The sequence below is a fragment of the Pseudomonas sp. CFII64 genome (assembly GCF_000416235.1).
GTDB lineage: Bacteria > Pseudomonadota > Gammaproteobacteria > Pseudomonadales > Pseudomonadaceae > Aquipseudomonas.
The window spans coordinates 178,288-204,182 of the sequence record NZ_ATLO01000004.1 but is presented as its reverse complement, the minus strand read 5'-3'; the positions used below and the strand labels follow the sequence as shown (position 1 = coordinate 204,182).

Genomic DNA, 25,895 nt, shown 5'->3' with positions numbered 1-25,895 from the left:
GATTCATTCCACGGTTTGCCGATACGGCAACGCCCCGCGGGCATCTTCGGCGTAGGCCAATATGCCCACGCGCTCCTGCTCGAGAAAGCCCGTCACGGCGTCTTTCAATCCCGGATGCGTCAGGTAGTGCCACGACCGGGTGATGACCGGTTCGAAGCCGCGAATCAGTTTGTGTTCACCCTGCGCGCCCGCGTCGAATCGCTGCACGCCGTGGGCAATCGCGTAGTCCATGCCCTGATAGAAACACGTCTCGAAATGCAGGCGATCAAACTCCGCGAGGCATCCCCAATAGCGCCCATAAAAACTGTCGCCACCCAACAGGCTGAACGCCATGGCCACCGGACGTGAACCCTGACGCGCCAGCACCACCCTAATCGCTGTCGGCATACGCTCGGCCAACAAGCTGAAGAATTCTCGCGTCAGATAAGGCGACTGCCCACGGATCTCGTAGGTATTGGAATAGCAGGCGTAGACAAAATCCCACAACGCTTCGCTGAGTTGATGACCTTCGAGCCACTCGAACTCGATGCCCTGCCCCGCCACTTGCTCACGCTCCTTGCGCATCTGTTTGCGCTTGCGCGAACTCAAGGCGTCGAGGAAATCCTGAAAATCCCGATAGCCACGATTCTGCCAATGAAACTGGCAGCCATAGCGCTGCAACCATCCGGCTTGCTCAGCCAGGAAGGCATCCGCCAAGGGATCGGTGAAGTTGACGTGAGCGCTGGACAACCCTTGCTCATCCAGATAACCCGGCAGGCTGCCGAGCAATTGGACGCCAGCCTCGGGGGATGCGCACAGGATGCGCGGCCCGCTGACCGGGCTGAACGGGATGGCGGCCAGCAGTTTCGGGTAGTACGCGATTCCGGCGCGACGGCAGGCGTCGGCCCAGCTGTGATCGAACACGTACTCGCCGTAGGAATGCCATTTGCGATAGGCGGGCATGGCGGCCACCAGTTGCCCGTCCTGAACGTCGAGCAGGTGTTCGGCCCGCCACCCCGAGCGCGGGCCGAGGCTGCCGCTGTCCTCAAGCGAGCTGAGAAACGCATGACGCAGGAAGGGCGAATGGCCTGGCACGAGCGCGTCCCATTGCGAGGACGCGATCGTGCTCAGGCTGTCGGTGGTCTGTACGGACATGCGCAATTCCCCAGGAGCAGCAGACGTGCCCGCGAGTATCCCTCATAACCGACGATTGTTCACGACCACCGTGTCCCGTTTATCGTCAGCCAGCGGCGGCTGCGGACTGGGCAATCTCCTGTGTCAGTAGCGATGCCAGCACCGAGCAGGCCTCTTGCCGGTCCCGAAGAACCTCGTTTGTGCCACGTAAAAACGCCTCGTCAGTAAGGGTGCCACGAGCAGAGTCGAGCACATCCTGACGATCATGAAACGGCTGGTTTATCTGTTCAAAGCGAGCGGGATAATGCTCTTCAAGAAACGAAATCCAGTCCTTGCGGGCGATCATGGCGTCGAAGAACGCCTGGGTGCTTTCCCTGGCAAGAACCCGGTTCCTGGCTTGATCCAGCATCTGCTGGGTAACCCCCGAGGTGGTTTCAAACAGCATCGCGCGCGCCTGCCCCGGCAACTCAAGGCTTTCACGCAATCGGGTGGGGTAAATGAGCCTGACCTCGGCCAGATCCAGTTCCGGCTGGTTCGCGATCCTTGCGTTGATGTCTTCAAGCGCAATTTTCTCAAGCTCAGACAAGCGTTCAAGCCCACGGATCAGCTTGAACATGTCAACAGGTGTTACGCCTCCGTTCGCGACCTCCAGCTCAAACACCAATACGCGAACGTCCAGCTGGTTGAAGATGATCATGGTGCCATCGCCGCAGGTTTGCGGATGAGCAGCCAGCGCGAAGAGCTCCTCCTGCAGCGCGTAGGAACTGGACATTGCATCGATCATTCGCCAGAGTCGGACAGTCAACTCCCGGCGATTATCCCGGTAATCCGCCGTGATGAACAAGTCACTGACCAACTGGACAAACGCCTCCCCGCCGGTTTCCAGCTGCAACTCTGCCCAGCGCAGAAGCTGCTCTTGACTGCCGGTTTCTGCCAGCCATTCCGAAACTGGCGGATTGCGCCCAGGCAGCCGGGGCAGGGTCATAACGCCCATGCGTACCAGCCTGATGGGATTAAAGAAGCGTAAAGCCCGCTCGATGGTTTCGTTACTGAGAGGGTTCAGATGCAGCCGCACATAAAGTTGGGGACGCGAGGCAATGGCGCTTAAAGTCTGTTCTGATATGTCGATAATCCGGTTATGACGCAGATCGACGTGGCGTAACGGCTCATGAACACCCAACCCGGACAGCATGATAACGAATCCGCAGTTTCTGAGTTTCAGCTCCACCAATGCTGGCCACTGGCTGATGTCGATTGCCACCGGGATAGTGATAGCCTGGCCCTCAAGTACCAGCGTTTCCAATTGCTTCAGGCGTTGCAGGGATTGCAAACCTTCGGCATCGACAGTGACGGGATTATTGCTCAGCATCAGGCTTTTCAAGGTGGACAGGCTGCCCAACGTCACAGGGATCGAGTTCAGGAGGTTGCCGCGCAACGATAGCCAGCGCACCTGAGGGAAGCACCGGAGAAATGCTTCCACGCCAGCAACGGTCAGCGCCATGTTCTCCAGCGTCAACGCGTGGACGTGCTTGAAGTTCGCCTCTATCGCGGGCAACGCGCCGATGGACAGGTCACTGAGGTCCAGTTTGTGTGCCGAATCCGGCACTTGAGGATCGATCAACGACGCCGTTTCTTTTCGCCAGCATGCCAGTATCCGTGTCCTGGCAGTTTCACGCCCCGCGACAGTGGCATCAGGCAAATGCCCGTCCTGCGCCAGTCTCACCTCACTCAGCCAGCGATCCAGCGTGCTTTCCAGTCGGGCATATTGCTCGGTGAGTTCATTCAGCATGGCTCGGATCTGATTCTGCTTTTCACCGGCCGTACCAGTGAGCCCCAACGCGGCTGCCTGAAGGAACTTCCTGACTTCGCGGGGCGTGAGCTGTGGATAAAGATTCTGCACCGCCAGCTCCGGCGAAAATGCCTGCGCGTTGTTGCGGAACTTGCTGAACAGTCCTCGCAGGCGAGAACTCAACGGATACCCCACACGTCCATCAGCCAGACGCGAAGGCCAGATGATTCCCGGTTTTGTCTGGCGCATACCCAAAAGTCGTTTAACCTTGCTGCGCTGCTTCGTTGCTATGTCTCCCAGAGCGACCTTGAGCTGGCCCACGTCGTCCGCGAGGCTCGTCTGAGCCGCCAGAGCGCTCGCCAGGGTGCCATGCGTGCTTGCGCTCTTGAGTTGAATGGGGCTGCCGTTGCCGTCGAACGCTTGATAATCGTCATCCGTTTTCACCAATACCAGACTCGGCTGGCTTGATGTTGTATTGCTGCCCCCCAGGCGAGAGAGCGTCTCGCCATTAACGTTACGGACTTCAATCGCCTGATCCTGCGGCCAGTCGGGCCAGGAACTAATCAAACCCAGGGCCACCGTGGAGCTGTCGGGGGTTTCGATGTGCAGATAAAAACACTCCAGCGCCCGGTTTAATCGCAATTGCTGGAGGTATTCACGAGCCTGCTCGGCCAGACGCAGCGGGATGCGCCGGGCTTCTTCCATACGGCTGCGTTCCACGCTGTTGGCGCCGCTGACGATCTCGCGTGCAACGGTATCGGGCAGCGTCTTGAAGTCGCGCTTCATGAGTTGGACCAAAGGAGCGGCCGCAGGATTCAGAGCGGCGTAAAGCAACTCAAAAAGTACCCCTCGCCTACCCTGTGCTTCATAGGCAATGCGCAACGCGAGATGTTGGCCTTGAGTTTTCGGTCCCTCGTAGTCGACCAGCAACATCTCAACGTCCTCCGGCGACAGTTTGATCACCAGAGCGTCCAGGAGTGCGTTCATTCTGCCAGGGGTGTACATCACATCGACTGTGCGCAAGGTGATGGTGGTCGGCGCATGAATACTCAGCACTGTCCCTTGTGCGTCTACACGACGCAATACGCAATCACCCGGCCAACCCGGCAGGGTCACCAGAAAATCGAGATACGGTTCGATCCTGGCGACGAAGAACTGATCATGCTCCTCGGCCGAACCGAAATTGGCTATAACCCACATCAGGTCGATGAACTCGGAAACTTCACGATCAACAAGAAAGCGCTGGGTGCAATCAATGAGCAACGCTGGCGGGAACAGCTTATCCACATGGATCTTGCGTAACAGGGCTTCGTCTACTTCCGTCACCCGCAGGATGTGCTGGATCGTGTCATCCGAAAGCACCGCCAGGTCACCGTGCAGGCGCCGAAATGCGGTGTACGCATCCCACCCCATCGGGTTTTCGCCTTCGAAGCGCCAGGCACCGGCGTTGTTGGTTTCCAGAACGGGTGAATAACCTGGTGCGGCGTCGGGATGCAGAACGCACCACTTCCTCAGGGTTGGGTCAAGGTGGATCTGGTAAAAATGCTTTCCCATCGCCAGATAGGTTTTGCCGCCCGCATGGTACAGGCTGCGTGAGTCAAGGAAGGCGCCTTCGGGCAACCCGTGCAGTGCGTAGGAATCCAGGCTGGGTTTCCACAACCGCGTCGAAGGATCGTAGGACTTGACCTGAACCAGGCTTTCGATGAATGCCGAAGGCTTGGGTGTGCTCTGTGTTTGATGTACATCATTACCGGGTTCAATTTCGACAATCTTATCCCGCTCAGCTCCCTCCTGTGCCGCGGTTGAAGTGCCGGAACTACTGACTGCGGGTTCAAGTACTTCCTTGAGGAATTCCAGCGCCTGTTTTCCATCTTCATAGACTTTTTCCACCCTCTCGACTTCCTTGGCAACTTTGGGCACCGCAAGCATTACTGCGTCCTTGCCGATAGCATAGAGCTGATCCAGTGCCTTCCCGGTATCGCCATCGCTCCAGTCTTCAAGGGCGATGAAAGTATCTTTTAACAGGTCACGAACTTCCGAAGCCGGCAGGAATACATCAGCCAGATCGAATCCGAAATGGGCAACGGACCTGAATATGTGCAGTGCTCCAGTGTTGGCGGCGTGTTGGGTGTGCGCAACGGGTACTGCAAGCACTTCGGCGTCGGCATAAAGTGTGTCTAACGCCTGGTTGTACAGGAGTTGAAACGGTCGGCCTTGTTGGGACATCAAGAGGGGGGCGATTTCGCTGAAGATATCCCCTTCGAGTGCCCTGTTCATTTTCTCAAAGAACTGACCACGATACTGCAGGCGGATAAACCGTGCGAAGTAGCTTTGGAAAGAAGGCTCGGTAAACCGGGTCAGCAAGTCGGCAATAAAATGCAGTCTACTGCCGTATTCCTTGAGCGGATGAACAGGGTCGCCTGGCATGTAAACGACCACCGGATAATCATGACCGGGTTCGCCAAACCTGATCAATTCTTCCCTGGGCATAGGGTCTGCATAGCTGCGCCGCGTATGTGACTCGACGATCAGGATGCCCTGCGCAAGACCGCCCATGAATCCGCCCGTGAAACGACGATCCAGAATTTCCAAGGTACAGTACCGAACCGGCCCTCCGCGCCACACAGGCCTTTCGCCATCTTTTGCGACCTTCAGCAAGACTTCATAAGCCTCTGCACTGACATCGTATTTCATCCGTGCGATATGGCTCAGCACTTCAAATCGAAGCCGTTCTTTCAGAATAAAAGCTTCGGAAATCTGCCCGGAAGTCGTTTCGGATTTGAATACGCTGTCAAGGTGTGCCTGATATTTCCCGCCAAGATCGAGGGTTCGGCACATCTGTGCAAACGCTGCGGGTTCGGTATTCAGTTGCCCTGAAGAACAGGAAATTTGCTCCCCGCACACATCGCTGTAATCGGCTGGATATACAGCGGGTATATACCGAAGCACGGCCCCTGGAAGGAATACCTTATTAACAGCGAAATTAAAAAGGGCAGCGGAAAGTAGTGAACTCCTCGTCACTTCCAGAGGGCTGGCGGCGATGAGTTCTTCCAGGTAAATCTGTGTGCAGTCCGCCTTGACCCTGAACTGTTCAAGCATCGCGTTATTCAACAGCGGCCTGCTGAATGCGCGCACCGATTTGAGCGGTTCAATCAGCGTGCTGAACGCTTTTTGCGCCGCCAGACTTTGCAGCTGACTTTTGTACAACTCCACTTGTAACGACGCCATATCCGGCGTGTATCGGGTAAACCACCATGGCAAACGCTTTTTCAGGATTTCCTGATTAGGAAAGTGTTCATTATAGAAAGTAATATCCGGCATTGATTCGGTAACAGCTGTGTCTGACATGGTTGAGTCCACGAGGTGTTTGAAATTAGCCTCACGGTACTTACCTGGCGGGCAGGTTGTGACATAGCCCAATAGTGCATTTCGCCTAAAACGACCTTCCTGGGTGCTGCCCAGGCCACCAGCATTGCGTAACCCCAAGCAATCCTGCCTGCAGGCACGCCGAAGGCTCTGGACCGCACCTTTGCCGAAAGGTTGCATTGTCATCGACGTGCCATTGCTTTGCCACTTTTCTGTAATAACTCGCAGTGATACTGGCGCCAGTTTTTAGAACCGGGGGCACTAACCCCCATTCGCGCTCTGACCGTGGGGCGGTTATTCGGGATGGCCTGCCGTCATCCTTTATCAAGTTATGGAGATTGATATGCGTCTTGTTTCTGCACAAACTGCGGCGGCCCTGTGTGGTGGCCTCGTTCTGGCCATCAGTGTTCCGGCCAATGCCGCAGTCGACGCTAAACTGCTCGACATGCTCAGGGCCAATGGCTCGATCAATCAGGCTCAATATGCCGAGTTGCAGACCGAACTGGCGAAAGACCAGCAGGCTCAGAAGCAAGCGCTCGCCGACGTCCAGAACACTAAATCAGCTTCTCAGGCCGCTTTCGAACAGAAAGTTGCCTGGGCGACCAAGACTCAATTCAAGGGTGATGTGCGGGTTCGTCAGGAAACCATCAATATCGATGGCCAGACCAACAGCCAGGACAAGGACCGCCAGCGTATTCGCGCTCGTCTGGGTGCCTACACCGAAATCAACCCGCAGGTGAGCACCGGTATCCGTATCGCCACCGGCGGCAGCAGCGATGCGCGCTCCACCAACCAGGATCTGGATGGCTACTTCGTCAAGAAGGATCTGTGGCTGGATCTGGGCTTCATCGATTACGCGCCGACTGCGGTCAAGAACCTGCACGTCATTGGCGGCAAGATGAACCAGCCGTGGGTCAGCATGGGTGACGTGATCTGGGATGGCGACATCAACCCGGAAGGTCTGGCAACCACCTACAGCCTGCCACTGGGCGGCAAGACCGAGCTGTTCGGCAGCGCCGGTTACTACACCCTCAAGGACAACATCGACGGCGAAGGCACACAGTTCCGTCACGACTTGAGCATGACCGCCGGCCAGTTGGGCGCGCGCTTCGCACCGACCGACAACCTGAAAGTCACCCTCGGCGGCAGCGTTTATGCCTTCGACAATGACAAGGACAGCGCTGCCCTGCGCGTCAACGGCAACACCACCAATCAGTTCCGTCTGTACGAAGGTTTCGGTCAGATCGATATCAGCGGTCTTGGCTTGCCACTGGCGCTGTACGGCCAATACGTCGTCAACAATGACAGCACCGACGATCAGGACACCGCCTGGCTGGCGGGCGTGAAGACCAAGGTGTTTGGCTTCGGTCTTGACTACAACTACCGCGACACCCAGCGTAACGCTGTCGTTGGCGCCTTCACTGACTCGGACTTCGCCAACGGCACTACCGGTTCGCGCGGTCACAAGATCAAGGTCGGTTACGAAATCGACAAGAACTTCTCCGTCGGCGCGACTTACTTCCTGACCAAGGCCGACTACGCCGTGGCCAGCCAGCGCGACGCAGACGCCAACACGCTGCAGCTGGACGTTGAAGCCAAGTTCTAAGCATCCCCTGCCCAAAAGCCGACGCCGAGACGTACTCAGCGTCGGTTGGTTTTTGTCAGGCTGGCGTTGGCCGGTGATCCCCATCATCCGTCATCAGGCCGAACGTTCAGCCTGCGTTTACAGTCCCTCTCCCCGTCTGATCCAGACTGCGGGCAAGCATCGCCTCTTCGCGCACTACAGCCAGTTGAATATCCAGCGATAGCCGACACGCCAGCGCATTCAACGCCTCGTTGCGCTGACGCTGAATAGCCCCGACTCGCGCCAGATAATGTTCGTCCGTCAAGCCAGCCCTGTCGTTGTCCAATGCTTCCATGCGGTCCTGAAAGCCGGCCTTGAGCGGCGCGAAGGTATCTGCATAACGACCCTCCAGAAACGTCATCCAGAAATCACGCGCGATCAGCGCCTGCAAAAATTGCGGCTGGCCCTCTTTGGCAAGAATTCCTGAATAAGCATCATCAAGCATGTCTTGCGTCACGCCGGCCAGCCGGTTGTAGAGCATGCCTTCAGGCTGACCGGGCAGGTCCAGAATATGCGCGAGGCCTACTCTGAACGCCAGGCGGATTTCCGCTTCATCCACAGGGACATTGGCGGCTCGGCGCACTGCGATCAGCTGCCAGGCGCTTGACTCCACGTCATCCAGCCGCTGCAATCCTCTGACCAGCCGGAACAGTTGAGCGGGCTGGTCGTCAGGTGAAACGGATGCGGAAACCTTGAACACTTGCGCATGTATCTCAAGGTTACTGAACACAATGGCCACGCCATCACCACAGGTCACGGGATGCGCGGCCATCTCGAACAACTCCTCGCGCAGCTGGGTCGTGTCACTGGCCGCGTCAACCAGGCGCCATACACGTCCTGTCAGCCCTGCCCGATAATGATTGAAGTCGGCTGACAGCGTGAGATCGTGAAGCACCCGGAAAAATTCACCGCTATTGGGCTCACTCTGTAAATCGCCCCATTTGAGAAGCCGGGATTGCAATTCTTCCGTCGGGAGCCCGGCGAGCCAAAAGGTGCCTGATGGCAAAGCCGCATCGTGATGCCCTCTCGCCGATCCGAGCCCCATCCGACGCAACTCCACTTCAGTGAACAATATCCGCGCCCTGACCATGCTCGAATCGTTGATCGGATTGTCATGTAATTGCGGCCGAAGACCGGGCTGCACCAGATGGTTCAACGTCCCGCCACTGAGTTCCGCTATCTGATTGTCGCGCAGGTCCAGATGCCGCAGCATCTCGCTTCGCCAGGCCCAATCCGGCACTGCATCCAGACCGGTGGCACGTAGTCCTAGCGTGCGCAACTGGGGGAAAAAACTCAGCCTGTGCAGGTGTTCACCCACCGGACACTGACTCAGGTCCAGTGATCGCAACACGGTGCAACGGCTCAGGCTCATGGCGCTGGCGGTGTCCAGAACCAGAGGGTTTTCAGCAAACGACAAGCGTTCCAGGCGCGACATTTCACTCAAGACCTCCGGCACCGACGTTAGATTGTTACCGCGCAGGCTGATCCAGAAAGCCTGTTTGAAGTAACGCAGGAAAGCGTTGGCTTCAGCTGTATACAGATTGAGGTGCTTGAGCTCCAGCGCGCCAACATGGTCCCAATTGCCGTTGAGCGGTGGCAGACTCCCGATGTGCAGGTCATTCAACTCCAGCTTGTAAGATAAACTGCCATCCGCCTGTCGGATTAAGTTGCCGGTCCGCCTCCAGCAATTGCGCAGATTAAACGCCGCAATACGTCGCGCATTCCTGGTGCCTACTGGGGCATGCGGCGACTCCGACCACTGATCAAGCGTGCGATCGAGGATTTTGTAATCAGACGCCAAGGTATCCAGCCGACTTTTGATGAACAGTGGCAACTGCTCTACAGGCCCGCTGTGCGCAGCCTTGAGTTCGTCGAGAAAGGCTTTGATTTCATCGTCGACAAACGTCGGGTAGAGCGCCTTGACCGCCAGCTCAGGCGAAGCGCGTCCGGAGCCCAAGCCCATTTTCCTGAACAGCCCGCGCATCCGTCCGCTCATGGGATAGCCGGTGCGTCCGTCGGCCAGGCGCTGCGGCCATTTGAAGCCGGGCTTGATCGCTTGCATCCCCAGCATCCGGGCAACGGTGTCACGCTGCGGCACAGCCAGATCACCCAGACGAGCCCGCAGCGTCTGCTCAGTTGCGCCTTCCGGGAGGCCGACAGCACGCCTGACCGGACCGGGCAATGCATCAAGCAGCGCCGCGAAAAATGCCTGCTCAGCCTGGCCAAGGGGATTGCCGTGATGATCCAGAGCCTGATAGCCGGCGTCGCTCCTGGCAACAATGGAATAGGTTTCAGCATTGGCGCTATTGCCCACGCTGTCGAGCAACTCACCGGTGAAGGTGGAATCACGCAGCTCAAGCGCGGCGTCTGCGGGCCAACCTGACAGCATGCTCAGCAGTTTCCAGCCAGCCGTGATGGTGTCCGGGTTATCAGTTTCCTTGAGGAAAAAACCTTCGTTGGCCCGATTGATGCGCAGCTGCTGGAGATAGTCGCGCGCCTGCTCGGCGATGGGCAGCGGCAAACGCCGGGCTGAAATCATGCGCGCCTGCTGCGCGTGAGTCGCCATGTCGAGCAGCTCTTTGCAGACGACGTCCGGCAGCCCGGAAAAATCGCGCCGGACCAATGCGATCAGAGGCTCACTGGAGCCGCTTCCCAAGGCGTGAATATCATCGCGCAGCCGCGCTTTGCGTGTTTGAGCCTGTTCGCCAAGCATCCGGGCGAGGCGCAGCACCCTTGCCGCCTTCCCGTCGATCGCTTCGCCGAACAACGCCTGGATCTCATCCTCAGCGAGACCGTCCAGCACGTCGCCCAGCAATGTAGTCATGTTCCCCGGTGTGTAAGTGACCTGAATGACCGAACGCGTGCCGGGATGAGCATTCCAGGTTTCCAGCACGACGCCCTGCTGCTCCAGCAAACGCAACGCCACGCCTTCAGGCCAGTTCGGTGCTGACGTCAGCAGCTTGAGGAAAGGTCCGATACGCGGGGCAGTCACGTTATCCGGCTCACTGCCGATCCGATCGATGAACGCTTCCACCTGCTGTTCGGCGCGAAAGCGCAGAGCGGTATCCCTCAATAAAGCTGGCGCGCCCAGATTATCGATATGCACGTGCCGCAGCAGCGCCTCATTGGCGCCGGTGACCCGCAGCACGTGCTCCGCCGTTGCGTCGGTAAAGGCATCATGGTCGGTATGCAAGCGTTTGAGACCGGTTATTTCATCCCATTCCACAGGATTTTCACCTTCATATCGCCAAGCGCCTTCACCGTTGTGTTCAAGCGCCGGGGAAAGCAGGCTCGACTCAGAGGGATGCTTGATGCGCCACTGATTCACTTTCGGATCGAGTTCGATCCGGTACAGCCTGCCTTGCAGTGGCAACCAGGTTTTCCCCTCCAGCCTGAGACACCCTTGCGCGTCGGCCGCAAGCCATTTGGGCAAGACAACATCCTGCTCAAAAGGCGCGAGTTCCGCCTTCCACAGGCGCGTCACACCGTTGAGCAATTTGACCGGGGCAAGACTTTCGACGAACGTCGATGGCAGGACACGCGGCGCCAGATGTACAGCAGTGCCCAACACCGCCATCGCCGCAAGGTTTTCACCGATGTCGAACAGGTGATTGAGCGCTTCTTTGGTTTCGTCATGGGTCCAGTCTTCCACAGCCACGAACGCTTCGTGCAACAGCTGCCCCGCCGCGACCACAGCCATGGCAGCGCCCAGTGCCGGGACGAAAAAACCCGCCACCATCAGCAAATCCATACCCACCGACTCGAAGGCGTGCCAACGCTTGAGCCGGCTTTTGCGGTCTTCATCACGGGTGGGAACCGCGACGATTCGCGAATCAGCGTAGGTTTTGCTCAGCAAGTGCTCGTAAAGCGCGTCAAACGGGGATTTGGCAAGCTCGCGCTTTTCCAGATAAAGCTCGGCGTCTGGATCGAAGTGAGGGGCAAACAGGCTGTCATCTCCCGGGATTGGTCGCAGCGGGGTCAATCGCTCATTGAGCTTGACGAAAAACAGATGACTCTGTTCAAGGCTGATAAAGCGCTGGAAGTATTCCTGATACTTCATCTCGAACAACTTGTGGCGCATTGCGGCAACGAATGCCGTGAAGGATGCGTACTCCTTGAGTGGCGCCTCGGGGTCGCCGGGCAGATAAACCACGCAAGGCAAGTCATCACCAGGCTGATCGGGTTCGATCAGCAATGCGCCATACAGCGTGCTGCCGGGAAACGCGTAGGTATCGAGCATATGGAGCTGGCGATAGCGTACCGGCCTGCCGTGCCACAGCGGATGGCCGTGAGGTTCTGCCATTTCAAGCAACATCGAATAGCTGTCGGCGCCGAGATGCTCGCGTATGCGGGCAATGTGCGCCAATACGGCCAGTGCATCGCGTTCACTGTTGATAAAAGCGCTGGCCACCGCCTGAGCTGCCGAACCCTGCGGTTGTCCCTCGGCGGTCGCAGGTCTGAACACGCTGTCCAGATGCGCCTGATATTGACCACCCAGATCCAGCGCGCGACTCATCTCGACAAACGCTTCGGGTTTGATAGCCAGCGTGCCGTTATAGCGATAGCGAAAACGCGGCAACCCCGGCAGCGGTCCGGAGCCGTAAATCAATTCGACCGCAAACCCGTCGACCGGCAACAGCGCGGCGCCTTGCCCGAGGCCGCCATCGCTGGCTTCGCTCGCTTCGAAGTTTTGCAAGGCCGCGTGCAGCAGAGTTTGTTTGAGGGGGGTACGAGTCTGGAGAAAAAAACCCTCGGTCTGCAAGGTCACCAACTGGTTGGCGGTGACGTCCAGCCGCAGTTTGAAACGGTCAAACAGGGCCTGCTCCAGCCGCGGTGTCGCAAATTTTTCTATCGACTTCAGCCGTGACCGGATCGGCTCGACGATATGCCGCGACAACTCGCTCTTGAGTTGGCTTTGGCGCAGCGCTTCGCGCAATTGCCTGGGCGCCTTGACGTACCAGTCCGGAATGCTGCCCTTGAGAAACTCAAGATTGGCGTGGCCGGTATCGAAAGGTACGGCGCCGAAATGCTCGTCGGTGCTGGAAGACACAGGCGTTGTTGTGGGCGACGGGTAGTGGGTGGCGGGTGTTGTTGAGGACATTGGAAATACCGTGAATGATTACCAGGAAGTCATTCACGGTATTTATTTGCGGGCGGGGCGTGACATAACCCACTACCGCATGGCGACATTGTCGCCGCGCTCGCAGGAACCCGCCTGGCGTCAGGTCGAGCGCGAAGGTCCCCCGTTTTCATTACGCGCGACTTTCCCGGCGATGTCCTCGGTCAGTCGCACCGCGTATGCCTCAACCTCCAGTGCGCGCTCGCGCTGTATCTCGCCGACCTGCTGAATATAATCCCCGTCCACAAGCTCCATACGGCGGCTGTGCAGGGCGTCCAGACGCTCATAGAAAGGTGCGTTGAGGGTCTCGAACCGCTGACTGAAGCGCTCTTCAAGAAATTTCATCCAGAACTCGCGTGCGACCAGATGACTGAAGAATCCCGGCGTGGTTTCTCTGGCCAGCACCCGCAACCCGGCATTATCCAGCATGGGCCTGGTGACACCCGCCAACGCCAGAAACGTCATGCCACGTACCTGCTCAGGCAACTGCAAGCGCTTTTCGAGCCCGGTTCGAAACGCCATCCGTACCTCGACGTGATCCACTGTTTCGCCAAGCAGTTCTCGGGTCCGGATATTGACCAGCGCGATTTTCTCGACTTCATCCAGACGCGCCAGGCCCCTGACCAGCCTGAATATATTGGCGGGTTGTTGGGTGCTTTGCGACGTGGCCATGATGTTGAATATCCGCACATGCAGTTCCAGGTCGCTGAACACCATCGCGACGCCATCGGAACAGGTCTGCGGTTGCATCGCCATGGCATAAAGCTCCTCGCGCAGTGCCCGGTTTTCAGCAATGGCATCAATCAACGCCCATACCCGTACGCTCAAGGTTTCTTGATATTGGGCAAAGTCGGCGCTGCCGGTTAACTCATGTAACACCCGGAAGAAGTCTGCGGAATCGGGTTCCGCCTCCAGATCGTCCCACTTCAAGGCCCTCGCCGTTTTGTCACCGTTTGCAACGCCCTCCATCCATCCCGCATCCGCGCCGGGTTGATGCTCAAAGTGGATCCGCGCCTCGCGGATGCCGATGCGAGCCCGAGCAGCGTCGGTCAGCAGATTTTCCGCACGCAGCAGGCAGACCTCGTTAAGCGGGTTGTCGTGCAACTGCACCCTGACGTAAGCGCTGCCCAGATTCGCCAGACTGGCATCGGTAAGGTCGGTAATCCGGTTGTCGCGCAAGTCGACATCGCGCAACAGTGGACAATCCCACATTCCAACCGGTAAAGCGTCGATGTGGGTGGAACGCAACCCCAGCGTCAGTAGCCTGTTCAGCGGACGCAGATCCAGTTGTGATCCAATCGGGCAGTTTTCCAGATCCAGGGTTTGCAGGGACGTCGCGCTGCATATGTGCCGGGCAGAATCCGGGTCCAGGACCAGCGGGTTATCGCGCAACGACAGCTTCTGAAGCTGGCCCTGTCGCGCAACGCTGGCGGGCACGGTCGTCAGCTCGTTGCCATCAAGCTCGAGAATGCGCAAGTTATTGAACGGCTTGAGCAAGCGATCCGCCTGCGGGGTCGTCAGCTCCAGCCGCTCGGCTCGCAGTACACCGATATGGTCGAAGTTGACGTTCAACTCGGGCAGCGAGGAAACGCACAAGTCGCTCAGATCGAGTTCATATCCAATGAACTCGCCAGCGTCGTTGTAGCGCCTGATGCCCATTCTTTTCCAGCCCAATTTCAGCCGTATGGCTACCGAAGCCTGGGCATCCTGTATGGAGTCGGCCAGTGAGGCGTCGGGGTCGGCAATGCTTCTTTCACTTTCCAGCCACTCGTCCAGCGCCTGCTCCAGAGCCTTGTATTCTTTCGCCAGGGCCTTGAGCCGCTGCTTGGCAAAGGTGCTGAAGCCCCAGGCCTCGCCGGTATACTCAGCCCGCATCCGATTAAGGAATGTCTGGACTTCACCCTCGATGAATCCCGGATACAACGCCTTGATGGCCAACTCCGGTGAATAATTATGCGCGCCAACCCCGATACGGCTGAACAAGCTGCGCAAACGCCCGCTCATGGGATAACCGACACGCCCGTCTGCCAAGCGATGCGGCCAGCAGAAACCGGGCTTGATTGACCGGATATTCAACATGCGTGCAACGCTCGTGCGTCGGGTGATGGCGTGATCACCCAGCAAGTGCCGCAGGTCTCGCTCGGTAGATGCCGCCGAAAGGCCCATATTCTGTCGGGCTGAATCAGGCAAGGCTTGCAACAAGGCCTCGAAGAACTTCTGGCTGCTACCCCCGATTCGGTTGCCATCGCTGATGAAGGTTTGATATCCCGAATCGGTCTTGACCAGCGTGTGACGGATCTGTGCGCTCGGGCTATTGCCGGCCGCATCCAGCAGTTCGCCAGTCAGCGTTGCATCGCGCAACTCGATGGCGAGGTTCGCTGGCCAGCCCCACAGACTCGACAGCAAGCCAAGTCCAACTTTGAAAGTGTCCGGATTGTCGGTTTGCGCCAGGTAAAAATCCTCGCTGACGCGGTTCAATCGCAGCTGTCGCTGGTACTCCCGCGCCTGCTCGGCGATAGTCAGGGGGATTCGCCCGGACGTCGTCATGCGCAGCTTTTGCGCCGGGGTGGCAGCGTCGAGCATTTCCTGGGCGATGGCCTTGGGCATGCCGGGGAAGTCGCGGCGAATCAGCTTGATCAACGGATCGCTGGAGTGTTCGGCCAGCGCGTACAGCTCTTCTCTCAGTGGGCGTGTGTGAGTCCGGGCCAGCTCGGACAGATTGCGGGCCAGACGCAAAATCTGCGCGGGTCTCCCTTCGACCTCCGCACCCAGCAAGCGGGTGATTTCATCAGGCTGCAAGCCTTTGAGCACCGTATCAAGCAGAACGGTCATACCGCCCGGCTTGTAAGAGACCTCAATCAAGGTTTTCAAATCAGGGGTTATGTTCCAGCTTCCCGGCACCGCAGTGGGTTCACGCAGCAGACGCAGCCCACGGGCAGCAGGCCAGCTTTCGGCAGAGGCGAGCAGCTTCAGGAAAGGCTCGATGCGCGGCGTACTGACCAGATCCAGATCGCTGCCGCTCGTCAACGTAATGAAATCTTCCACCTGCTGTTCGATGCCCATGCGCTGCAGGGTATCGTTGAGCAACGCAGGCATTGGCAGATTCTCCACATGCACCTGACGCAACAACGCCTCGTCGGCACCGGTGGCGCGCAGCACGCGTTGCAAGGTTTCATCGGAAAAACCTTCATGGGACCTGCTCAGGCGCTTCAATGCCTTGATGTCGTCCCAGCCCATGGGGTTTTCACCTTCGTGACGCCAGGCGCCGGCGCCATTGTGTTCGAGCAGCGGCGAATGCAGTTCGGCGTCGGTGGGATGCTGGACGCGCCACTTGCCCATGCGGGCATCGAACTCCAGCCGGTAAACATTGCCCTCCAGTGCCAACCAGTTTTTCCCGCCGAGTTTGATCAAGCCTTGGGCATTGGCTATCACTGAGGGTGGCAAGGTGATGTTCTGCCGGAACCGCGAGAGCACGGGCTTCCACAGGCGCGTCATGCCGTTCAGCAAGTTGACCGGGACGAGACTTTCCACAAACGCCGAGGGCAGAACACGCGGCGCCGTATGCACCACTGTGCCCAACACCGCCATCGCTGCAACATTCTCACCGATATCGAACAGGTGATTGAGCGCTTCTTCGGTTTCGCCATGGGTCCAGTCCTCCACAGCCACGAACGCTTCGTGCAACAACTGTCCCGCCGCCGCAACAGCCATGGCAGCGCCCAGTACCGGCACGAAAAAACCCGCCACCATCAGCAAATCCATACCCACCGACTCGAAGGCTTGCCAACGCTTGAGCCGGCTTTTACGGTCTTCATCACTGGTGGGAACCGCGACGATTCGCGAATCCGCATACATTTTGGCCTGCAAGTGCTCGTAAAGCGCTTCGAACGGGGGCTTGTCAATGGCGCGCTTGGCCAGATAAAGCTCGGCGTTTTCATCGAAATACGGGGCCAACAGGCTTTCATCGCCCGGGACCGGTCGCAACGGGGTCAGTCGCTCATTAAGCTTGATGAAGAACAGATGACTCTGTTCAAGGCTGACAAAGCGCCGAAAGTATTCCTGATACTTCATGTCGAACAACGTGTGGTTCAGCGCAACAGTGAATGCGCTGAAGGACGCATATTCTTTCAGCGGCGTCTGTGGGTCGCCCGGCAGATACACCACACAAGGCAAGTCATCGCCAGGCAGATCGGGTTCGATCAGCAGCGCGCCATACAGCGTGCTGCCGGGAAACGCGTAGGTATCGAGCATATGCAGCTGGCGATAACGCACCCTGCTGCCATGCCAGCGAGGTTGGCCATCGGGATTGACGACCTCCAGCAACAGCTGCCAGGTGTCGGCGCTGAGATGATTTTTCATGCGGGCGGTATGCGCCAACACTTCGAGCGCATCGCGTTCGTCGTTCATAAAAGCGCTCGCCACGGCCTGAGCGGCCAAAAGCGGCGGCTGGTCCTCAAGCGGGGCAGGCTTGAACACGCTGTCCAGAAGCGCCTGGTATCGCCCACCCAGATCCAGCGCGCGACTCATCTCGGCAAACGCTTCGGGCTTGATTGCCAGCGTGTTGTTATAGCGATAGCGAAAGCGCGGCATCCCTGGCAGCGGGCCGTAGCCGTAGACCAATTCCACCTGAAAACCGTCGACCGGCAACAGTGCTGCGCCTTGGCCAAGGCCGTCGACGCTGGCTTCGCTTGCCTCGAAATTCTGCAACGCCGCATGCAGCAGCGTTTGCTTCAACGGGGTACGGGTCTCGAGCAAAAGGAAACTGTCGACCTTCATGGTCACCAACTGATTGGCCGTCACATCCAGACGCACCTTGAAGCGATCAAACAAGGCCTGCTCCAGCAGCGGAGTGGCGAAGGTCTGGATCGGCACCAGGCGATTGCGGATCGGTTCCAGCACTCGTCTGGACATCTGGCTCTTCAGATGGCTCCGGCGCAAGGCCTCGCGCATGGGCTTTGAGGCATCGACGTACCAGGCGGGGAGCGCGGTTTTCAGGAACTCAAGATTGGCGTGGTCCGTGCCGAATGGCAAAGAACCGTCAGGTTCGCCAGCCCCGGCCGGGACTGGAGCAATTGCAGGATTGCTATTGAGGGGAGGTGTTGCAGGCATCGGTAAATCCTTGAATGACTCACAATGAAGTCATTCACGGTATTTATCCGACGCATAAAAGTGACATACCCGGTTAACACCCGGTTTCCTGCTTCGCGATCAACGCTTGCGCAAGATCACGCTGCCAATGGAATAACCGGCACCGAACGAACTCAGCACGCCCAGCGCGCCTTTGGGCAAGTCATCCTGATAGCTGTGAAACGCAATCACGGAACCGGCCGAACTGGTGTTGGCGTAAGTATCAAGAATCACCGGCGCTTCTTCGAGGGTCGCTTCACGGCCCAGCAGCTTCTTGACGATCAGGTGGTTCATGCTGAGGTTGGCCTGATGCAGCCAGAAGCGTTGCACGTCGCTGGCATTCAAACCGTTGGCTTCAAGGTGCGCGCCGACCAGCTCAGCGACCATCGGGCAGACTTCACGGAAGACCTTGCGACCTTCCTGGACGAACAGTTTGTCCGCCGAATCCGCACCTTCGTCGGCGGTACGATTGAGGAAGCCGAAATTGTTGCGAATGTTGTTGGAAAACGAAGTCAGCAGTTTGCTGCTGACGATATCGAACTGATAAGCCGAAGTGGCCAGATCAGCGCGCTCGACTACCACGGCAGTCGCGCCGTCACCAAAAATGAAGTGGCTGTCGCGGTCGCGGAAATTCAGATGCGCGGTGCAGATCTCCGGGCTGATCACCAGCAGCGCCCGAGCCTGCCCCAGCTGCACGCTATTGCTCGCCGCCTGAATGCCGAAGGTCGCGGAAGAACAGGCGACGTTCATGTCGTAGCCAAAACCCTGAATACCCAGTGCTGCCTGGATTTCGATGGAAATGGCCGGATAGGCGCGTTGCAGATTGGAACAGGCGACGATTACGCCGTCGATATCAGCGGCGGTTTTACCCGCGCGCTGCAAGGCTTGCCTGGCAGCGGCGACGCCCATTTCGCAGAGGATCGACCACTCGTCATTGGTGCGCTCGGGCAGTCGCGGCTTCATGCGCTGCGGGTCGAGAATGCCTGCCTTGTCCATCACGAACCGGCTTTTGATGCCGGAGGCTTTTTCAATGAAAGCCGCATTGGATTCGGTCAGTGCCAGCACTTCGCCGCGCTCGATGGCGTCGGCATTTTCGCTGTTGAAGTGAGCAACGTAAGTGTTGAAAGACTGCACCAGCTCTTCGTTGGAAATGCTGTCGGCCGGGGTGTACAGGCCTGTGCCGCTGATGACGACGTTGTGCACGGTCGTTCCTCTCTTATTGATCAATGCAGGTAGCGACCTGCTCGGGCACGGCGGGCTGGCCCACTTATGGAACCAACGTACCAATGCCTGCATAAAGTAACTGCCGAAGGCGCAAGAAAATCCGCGCGACGCATCGGGCTCAAGTCGTGAAGTGTGCCATAACTGCTGGCTTTTGGCGCTATCCGGGCGGGTGATTAAAGGTGAACCCTATAGGCGATCCTTCGTCGCGTAGCAAGCCCCGGCCGGAATCAGGTGCCCTTTCCAATCACCCCTCCACCTGACTCCACTGTTTGCTCAGGCGTTTATCCGAAACCGCCATTTTGGTGCCCAACTGCTGGGCGAACAGTGAAACCCGGTATTCCTCCAGCCACCAGCGATAGGCCACCAGCTCGTCGTCGCGCTTGCCTTCCTGTCCGTGTTTGCTGGCCCGCGCCTGATATTGCGCCCACAACCCCGCCAGTTCAGTGCTCCAGACCCGATCCTTCTGCACCTGGCCGGGCAGTTTTTCCAGACGCATTTCGATGGCTTTCAAATAGCGCGGCAACTCCTTGAGCCACTGCGCCGGGGTTTCGCGGACGAAGCCTGGATAGACCAGATGGCTGAGCTGCGACTTGATGTCGTTGAGGGCCACGGCCTGGGACAGATCGATCTTGCCCTTGAAGCGTTTTTGCAGGCCATGCCAGAGCTTGAGAATTTCCAGGGTCAGCTTCGCCAGGCGCTCGGCGTGTTCGGTCCAGCCGCCGCGCTTGCGTTCGGCCAACGCCAATAGCCCGGCACCGTCGCGTGGCAAATTGGCTTCGCCTTCGAGAATGCAGCTGTCGAGGCTCGCCAACAGGATGTCTTCGACCAACGCATCGATGCGCCCCAATTCCCGATGCAGCAACGCCAGCTCGGTCTGCCCCGGCAGTTTGCTGCGCAGGAATTTCGCCGGTTCGGCCAGTTGCTGCAACAACAAGCGCTGCAAGGCGCGACGATGTTGGTATTCGGCTTCGGCCGGCGTCGAGAAACGCCCTTCCTTGACTGTGCCCGATTCCTCGACCAGTGCCGGATACACCGTCATCGACAACCCGGCGATGTTCTGCTGGGTTTTCTCGGCGACCGGGGCAAACACCTTCGCTTCCACCGGCTGCTGACTTTTCGCTGTCTGCGGCACCGCCAAGGCGGCCTGACTGGCTTGGGCGAAACGCGCGGTCAACTCATCCAGATCGCGTCCTTCACCGAGGAACTTGCCCTCGGCGTCGACGATTTCCAGATTCATCTTCAGATGATTTTCCAGCTGCTGCGCCGCTTCAGCCCAGGCCTCATCGGTCACCCGGGCGCCGGTCATGCGCAGCAGTTCGCGGCCCAGCGCTTGCGGGAGCGAGCCTTCGCCGAAGGTCATGCGCTGCAAGGCGGCCTTGATGAAGTCCGGCACCGGCACGAAGTTCTTGCGAATCGCCTTGGGCAGGTTGCGCACCAGGGCAATGCACTTGGTTTCCAGCAAACCCGGCACCAGCCATTCCAGGCGCTCGGCGGGCAGCGACAACAGCAATGGCGCGGGCACGCGCACGGTCACGCCATCGCGGGGATGGTTCGGCTCGAAATGATAAGTCAGCGCCAGCGTCAGGTCGCCCAGGCGCAAAGTGTCCGGGTAATACGCGGCAGTGACTTCACTGGCTTCACGGGCCAGCACGTCTTCCTCGCGCATGATCAACAACTGCGGGTTCTTCTGGCTTTCGGTCTTGTACCAGCTGTCGAACGTCGCGGTTTGATGAATCTCGGCGGGAATCCGCGCTTCGTAAAAACTGTACAGCGTGTCTTCGTCGGCCAGAATATCGCGACGACGTGCCTTGGCTTCCAGCTCGTCGAGGCTTTCCAGCAGTTTGGTATTGGCCGTGAGGCACTTGGCCCGGGACTGGATTTCGCCGCGCACCAGACCTTCACGAATGAACAGCTCGCGGGACACCACAGGATCAATCGGGCCGTAATGCACCGGTCGACGTCCCACCACGATCAGGCCAAACAGCGTGATCTGCTCGAACGCCACGACCTGGCCGCGCTTCTTTTCCCAGTGCGGTTCAAAGTGGTTCTTCTTGATCAAATGCCCGGCCAGCGGCTCGATCCAGTCCGAATCAATCTTGGCGACCATGCGTGCGTAAAGCTTGGTGGTTTCTACCAGTTCCGCTGCCATCAACCATTGCGGGCGCTTCTTGCCCAGTCCGGACGAGGGGTGAATCCAGAAGCGACGCTGCCGCGCGCCCAGATAATCCCCTTCATCAGCCTTTTGCCCGACCTGGCTCAGCAGTCCGGAAAGAATCGCCTTGTGAAACTTCGGGAAGTCGGCCGGCTCTTTGTTCACCGTCAGTTGCAGGTCGCGGCAGATCAGGCTCAGTTGTCGATGGGAATCGCGCCATTCGCGCAGCCGCAGGTAATTGAGGAAGTTGCGCCGGCACCAGTTGCGCAACGGGCTGGCGGTCAATGCCTGGCGCTGCTCTTCGAAACCACGCCACAGATTGACCAGGCCGGCGAAATCCGAGTCCGCATCTTTCCATTGTGCGTGGGCCTGATCCGCAGCCTGTTGACGCTCCGGCGGGCGTTCGCGCACGTCTTGCACGGACATGGCGCTGGCGACAATCAACACTTCCTGCAAACTGCCCTGCTTCGCCGCTTCGAGCAACATCCGCCCCATGCGCGGGTCCACCGGCAAGCGCGCCAATTGGCGGCCCAGCGGGGTCAGCTGGTTCTCGCGATTGACCGCCGAGAGTTCCTGCAACAGGTTGAAACCGTCGCCGATGGCCTTGCCATCCGGCGGTTCGATAAACGGAAAATCGGTGATTTCCCCCAGACGCAAATGCAGCATCTGCAGGATGACTGCCGCGAGGTTGGTGCGCAGGATTTCCGGATCGGTAAATTCCGGTCGCCCGTTGAAATCTTCTTCGCTGTACAGCCGCACGCACAACCCCGGCTCAACCCGGCCGCAACGACCTTTACGCTGATTGGCGCTGGCCTGGGAAACCGCTTCAATCGGCAGACGCTGGACCTTGGCGCGATAGCTGTAGCGGCTGATCCGCGCGGTGCCGGTGTCGATCACATAACGGATACCCGGCACAGTGAGGGAAGTTTCGGCAACGTTGGTGGCCAGCACCACGCGGCGTCCCGGATGCGACTGGAAAATCCGCTGCTGTTCAGCCGGTGACAAGCGCGCATACAGCGGCAGAATTTCCGTGTGCCTGAGTTGCGCCTTGCGCAGCATCTCTGCTGCATCACGGATTTCCCGTTCGCCGGGCAGGAACACCAGCACATCACCGGGACTCTTGCGTTCGCTGCGCTCGAAGGCTTCCAGTTCGTCGATCACGGCGAGAATCGCCTGGTCCACGGTCAGGTCTTCTTCGACGCTGTTGCCCTCCTCGTCCTGTTCGGACGTCAGCGGGCGATACCAGAGGTCAACCGGGAAGGTTCGGCCGGACACTTCGACGATGGGTGCGTCGTTGAAGTGCTCGGAGAAGCGCTGCAAGTCGATGGTCGCCGAGGTGATGATGACTTTCAGGTCCGGGCGACGCGGCAGCAGGGTTTTCAGATAGCCGAGCAGGAAGTCGATGTTCAGGCTGCGTTCGTGAGCTTCGTCGACGATGATCGTGTCGTAGCGTTCCAGGAACCGGTCATGCTGGGTTTCCGCCAGCAGGATGCCGTCGGTCATCAGCTTGATCAGCGTGTTGCTGTCGCTTTGATCTTCGAAACGAACCTGATAACCCACCAGCGCACCCAATGGCGTACCGAGTTCTTCGGCGACCCGGCTGGCAACACTGCGCGCCGCAATACGACGCGGCTGGGTGTGACCGATCAAGCCGTGTTGCCCGCGACCGATTTCCAGGCAGATCTTCGGCAACTGCGTGGTTTTCCCCGACCCGGTTTCGCCGGCAATGATCAGCACCTGATGCTTGAGCAGCGCGGCCTTGATTTCGTCGCGCTTGGCGGCAATCGGCAGGCTGTCGTCGTAACGAATCACCGGCACGCTGTCACGCCGCGCCGTCACCTGGGCAAACGAGGCTTGCACCTTCGCCACCCACTGCGCCAGCTTCGCCTCATCGGGCTTCTTGCGCAGATCGTGCAACTGACGACGCAAACGATGCCGTTCGCTGATCATCGCGTGGTCGAGGTTGTTCAGCAGTTGGTCAATAGAAGGCGTTTGATCGGTCATCAGGTGCGCAGGGTCTTTTGAAGGGTACAAAAGGGGGGATTGTCGCAGATTGGGGCGAATGATGCAGATGCAGCGTCGGTTGGGCGAACATCAGACTACGTGGGGCTGGATTTCATCGGGAAGGCAGATGCATTGGATGTCCTGGCCAATCGCAAATAAATTGGCTCCAAGGTTCTAGGCAGAGCAGATGTGCACTAATCTGTAGGAGCGAATTTAATCGCGAGGCTGCTTAATAAGGCGTCGAAGGTTATCGGATATGCCTCCGCTTTCGTGCACTGACCTCGCAGCAACGAGTATCTGCTACCTATGAGCAAACATCTGAGCGACGCTGCAACCCAACCCAAAATAGAAATCTCGGAGAGCGAAGAGCATCTCGAAGATGTTGAGCTCTGTGTACTAATCGAATCGCGTCAGCACGAACAATCTTTGCCCGTCGATATCGACGATCTTTGATGCCTTCCAAAGCAAAGAACGCAAGCTCCGATCCAGTTGAAAGGTCAGCCCTGCTACTTACGCAGGCCTGACCAACATGCAAGCACTTACTTCTTCAACCCCAACTTCTTCAATTCCCCATCACGCAATTCGCGGCGCAGGATCTTGCCGACGTTGGTGGTGGGCAGTGCATCGCGGAATTCCACGCTGCGCGGGACTTTGTAGCCGGTCAGGTTGGCGCGCATGTGTTCCATGACCTGATCCTTGGTGAGGGTCACGCCGGGTTTGACCACCACGAACACCTTGATCGCTTCGCCGGATTTCTCGTCCGGAACGCCGATGGCTGCGCATTGCAGCACGCCGGGCAAGGTCGCCAGCACGTCTTCCAGTTCGTTGGGGTAGACGTTGAAGCCGGAGATCAGAATCATGTCTTTCTTGCGGTCGACAATGCGCAGGTAGCCATCGGGCTGAATGACCGCAATGTCGCCGGTCTTGAGCCAGCCATCGGCGTCGAGCATCTCGTCGGTGGCGTCCTGACGCTGCCAGTAGCCTTTCATGACCTGCGGCCCCTTGATGCACAGCTCGCCGATCTCGCCCAACGGTTGTTCGACGCCCGCGTCATCAATGACTTTGCACAAGGTCGACGGCACTGGAATACCGATGGTGCCAACGTGATTCTTCTGGATCGGATTGACCGTGGCCACCGGGCTGGTTTCGGTCATGCCATAGCCTTCGCAGATCGCGCAGCCGGTCACTTCCTTCCAGCGCTCGGCGGCAGCCAGTTGCAGCGCCATGCCGCCGGAAAGGGTTACTTTCAAGGCAGAGAAATCCAGGTTGCGGAATTCCTGGTTATTGCACAGCGCCACGAACAGCGTGTTGAGGCCGACGAAGCCGCTGAACTTCCACTTCGACAGCTCCTTGACCATCGCCGACAGATCGCGCGGGTTGCTGATCAGGATGTTGTGATTGCCGATCAGCATCATCGACATGCAGTGAAAGGTGAAGGCGTAGATGTGATACAGCGGCAACGGCGTAATCAGGATCTCGCAGCCTTCATTAAGGTTGGAGCCCATCAACGCCTTGCACTGCAGCATGTTGGCGATCAGGTTGCGGTGGGTCAGCATCGCGCCCTTGGCCACGCCCGTGGTGCCGCCGGTGTATTGCAGCACGGCGACGTCATTGGCCGCAGGTGAAGCATCGTTGACCGCCTGGCCACGACCCTGGCTCAGCACGTCATTGAACTTGACAGCCTTGGGCAAGTGATACGCCGGGACCATCTTCTTCACGTACTTGATGACGCTGTTGATCAGCAGACGCTTGAGCGGCGGCAGCATGTCGGCCACTTCGGTAACGATGACGTGCTTGACCTGAGTCTTGGGCACGACCTTTTCCGCCAGGTGCGCCATGTTCGCCAGGCACACCAGGGCCTTGGCACCGGAGTCGTTGAATTGGTGTTCCATTTCCCGCGCGGTGTACAGCGGGTTGGTGTTGACCACGATCAAACCGGCGCGAATGGCACCGAATACGGCAATCGGGTACTGCAACACATTGGGCAGCTGCACAGCGATGCGGTCGCCGGGTTGCAGGTCAGTGTGTTGCTGGATCCAGGCAGCGAAGGCACCGGACAATTCGTACAGCTCACCGTACGTAAGCGTCTTGCCCAGGTTGCTGAAGGCCGGTTTATTGGCGAAACGCTGGCAAGACTGCTTCAATACCGCCTGGACGTTGGGGTACTCGTCTGGATTGATATCGGCAGCAATGCCGGACGGGTACTTGTCCTTCCAGAAATTTTCGATCATGGAAGCCGGCTCCTCAGCGACAGCGAATTCTTCACACCGCTTGATCGCGGTGATTTTCTTGTGTTTTGGAATTTTGCGGTTCACGCTTTTGACTTACGGACTGGTCCAAAAGCGCGCCGAGAGTAGCAGCTTTGCCGAGGGTCGCA

The 25,895-nt window shown here is 58.5% G+C and carries 9 protein-coding genes; 2 read left to right on the top strand and 7 right to left on the bottom strand.

Annotated features, from left to right (window positions below; genetic code table 11):
• Positions 1 to 3 precede the first annotated feature (3 nt).
• Positions 4 to 1,134, bottom strand: a complete 1,131-nt coding sequence (locus CFII64_RS01700; RefSeq protein WP_020289017.1) for a GNAT family N-acetyltransferase — start codon at positions 1,132 to 1,134, stop codon at positions 4 to 6.
• Between the two features lie 85 nt (positions 1,135 to 1,219).
• A complete protein-coding gene (locus CFII64_RS01695; RefSeq protein WP_177325382.1) occupies positions 1,220 to 6,250 on the bottom strand; it encodes an NEL-type E3 ubiquitin ligase domain-containing protein in 5,031 nt (1,676 codons plus the stop codon).
• Between the two features lie 361 nt (positions 6,251 to 6,611).
• Between CFII64_RS01695 and CFII64_RS01690 the strand changes: the two genes are divergently transcribed.
• The gene (locus CFII64_RS01690) at positions 6,612 to 7,874 is read left to right on the top strand and encodes a putative porin (RefSeq protein ID WP_020289015.1); all 1,263 of its coding nucleotides are present in this window, start codon (positions 6,612 to 6,614) and stop codon (positions 7,872 to 7,874) included.
• 106 nt (positions 7,875 to 7,980) lie between these two features.
• On the opposite strand, the gene CFII64_RS01685 is transcribed toward CFII64_RS01690, so the two are convergent.
• The 4 genes from CFII64_RS01685 to hrpA all read right to left on the bottom strand — a co-directional run bounded on the left by CFII64_RS01685 (position 7,981) and on the right by hrpA (position 23,518).
• Positions 7,981 to 12,993 (bottom strand): NEL-type E3 ubiquitin ligase domain-containing protein, encoded by a 5,013-nt coding sequence (locus CFII64_RS01685; protein WP_084488222.1) that lies wholly within the window; start codon positions 12,991 to 12,993, stop codon positions 7,981 to 7,983.
• Between the two features lie 120 nt (positions 12,994 to 13,113).
• On the bottom strand, positions 13,114 to 18,120 hold the full coding sequence (locus CFII64_RS01680; RefSeq protein WP_020289013.1) for an NEL-type E3 ubiquitin ligase domain-containing protein: 5,007 nt from the start codon (positions 18,118 to 18,120) through the stop codon (positions 13,114 to 13,116).
• Between the two features lie 99 nt (positions 18,121 to 18,219).
• Positions 18,220 to 19,341 (bottom strand): beta-ketoacyl-ACP synthase III, encoded by a 1,122-nt coding sequence (locus CFII64_RS01675; protein WP_020289012.1) that lies wholly within the window; start codon positions 19,339 to 19,341, stop codon positions 18,220 to 18,222.
• Between the two features lie 265 nt (positions 19,342 to 19,606).
• Positions 19,607 to 23,518, bottom strand: a complete 3,912-nt coding sequence (hrpA, locus tag CFII64_RS01670; protein ID WP_020289011.1) for an ATP-dependent RNA helicase HrpA — start codon at positions 23,516 to 23,518, stop codon at positions 19,607 to 19,609.
• A gap of 306 nt (positions 23,519 to 23,824) precedes the next feature.
• On the opposite strand from hrpA, the gene CFII64_RS30120 reads away from it, so the two are divergent.
• Positions 23,825 to 23,971 carry a hypothetical protein gene (locus CFII64_RS30120; RefSeq protein WP_020289010.1) on the top strand — a complete coding sequence of 49 codons (147 nt, stop codon included), beginning with the start codon at positions 23,825 to 23,827 and terminating at the stop codon, positions 23,969 to 23,971.
• Between the two features lie 86 nt (positions 23,972 to 24,057).
• On the opposite strand, the gene fadD1 is transcribed toward CFII64_RS30120, so the two are convergent.
• Positions 24,058 to 25,749 carry a long-chain-fatty-acid--CoA ligase FadD1 gene (gene fadD1, locus CFII64_RS01665; protein ID WP_020289009.1) on the bottom strand — a complete coding sequence of 564 codons (1,692 nt, stop codon included), beginning with the start codon at positions 25,747 to 25,749 and terminating at the stop codon, positions 24,058 to 24,060.
• Positions 25,750 to 25,895 lie beyond the last annotated feature (146 nt).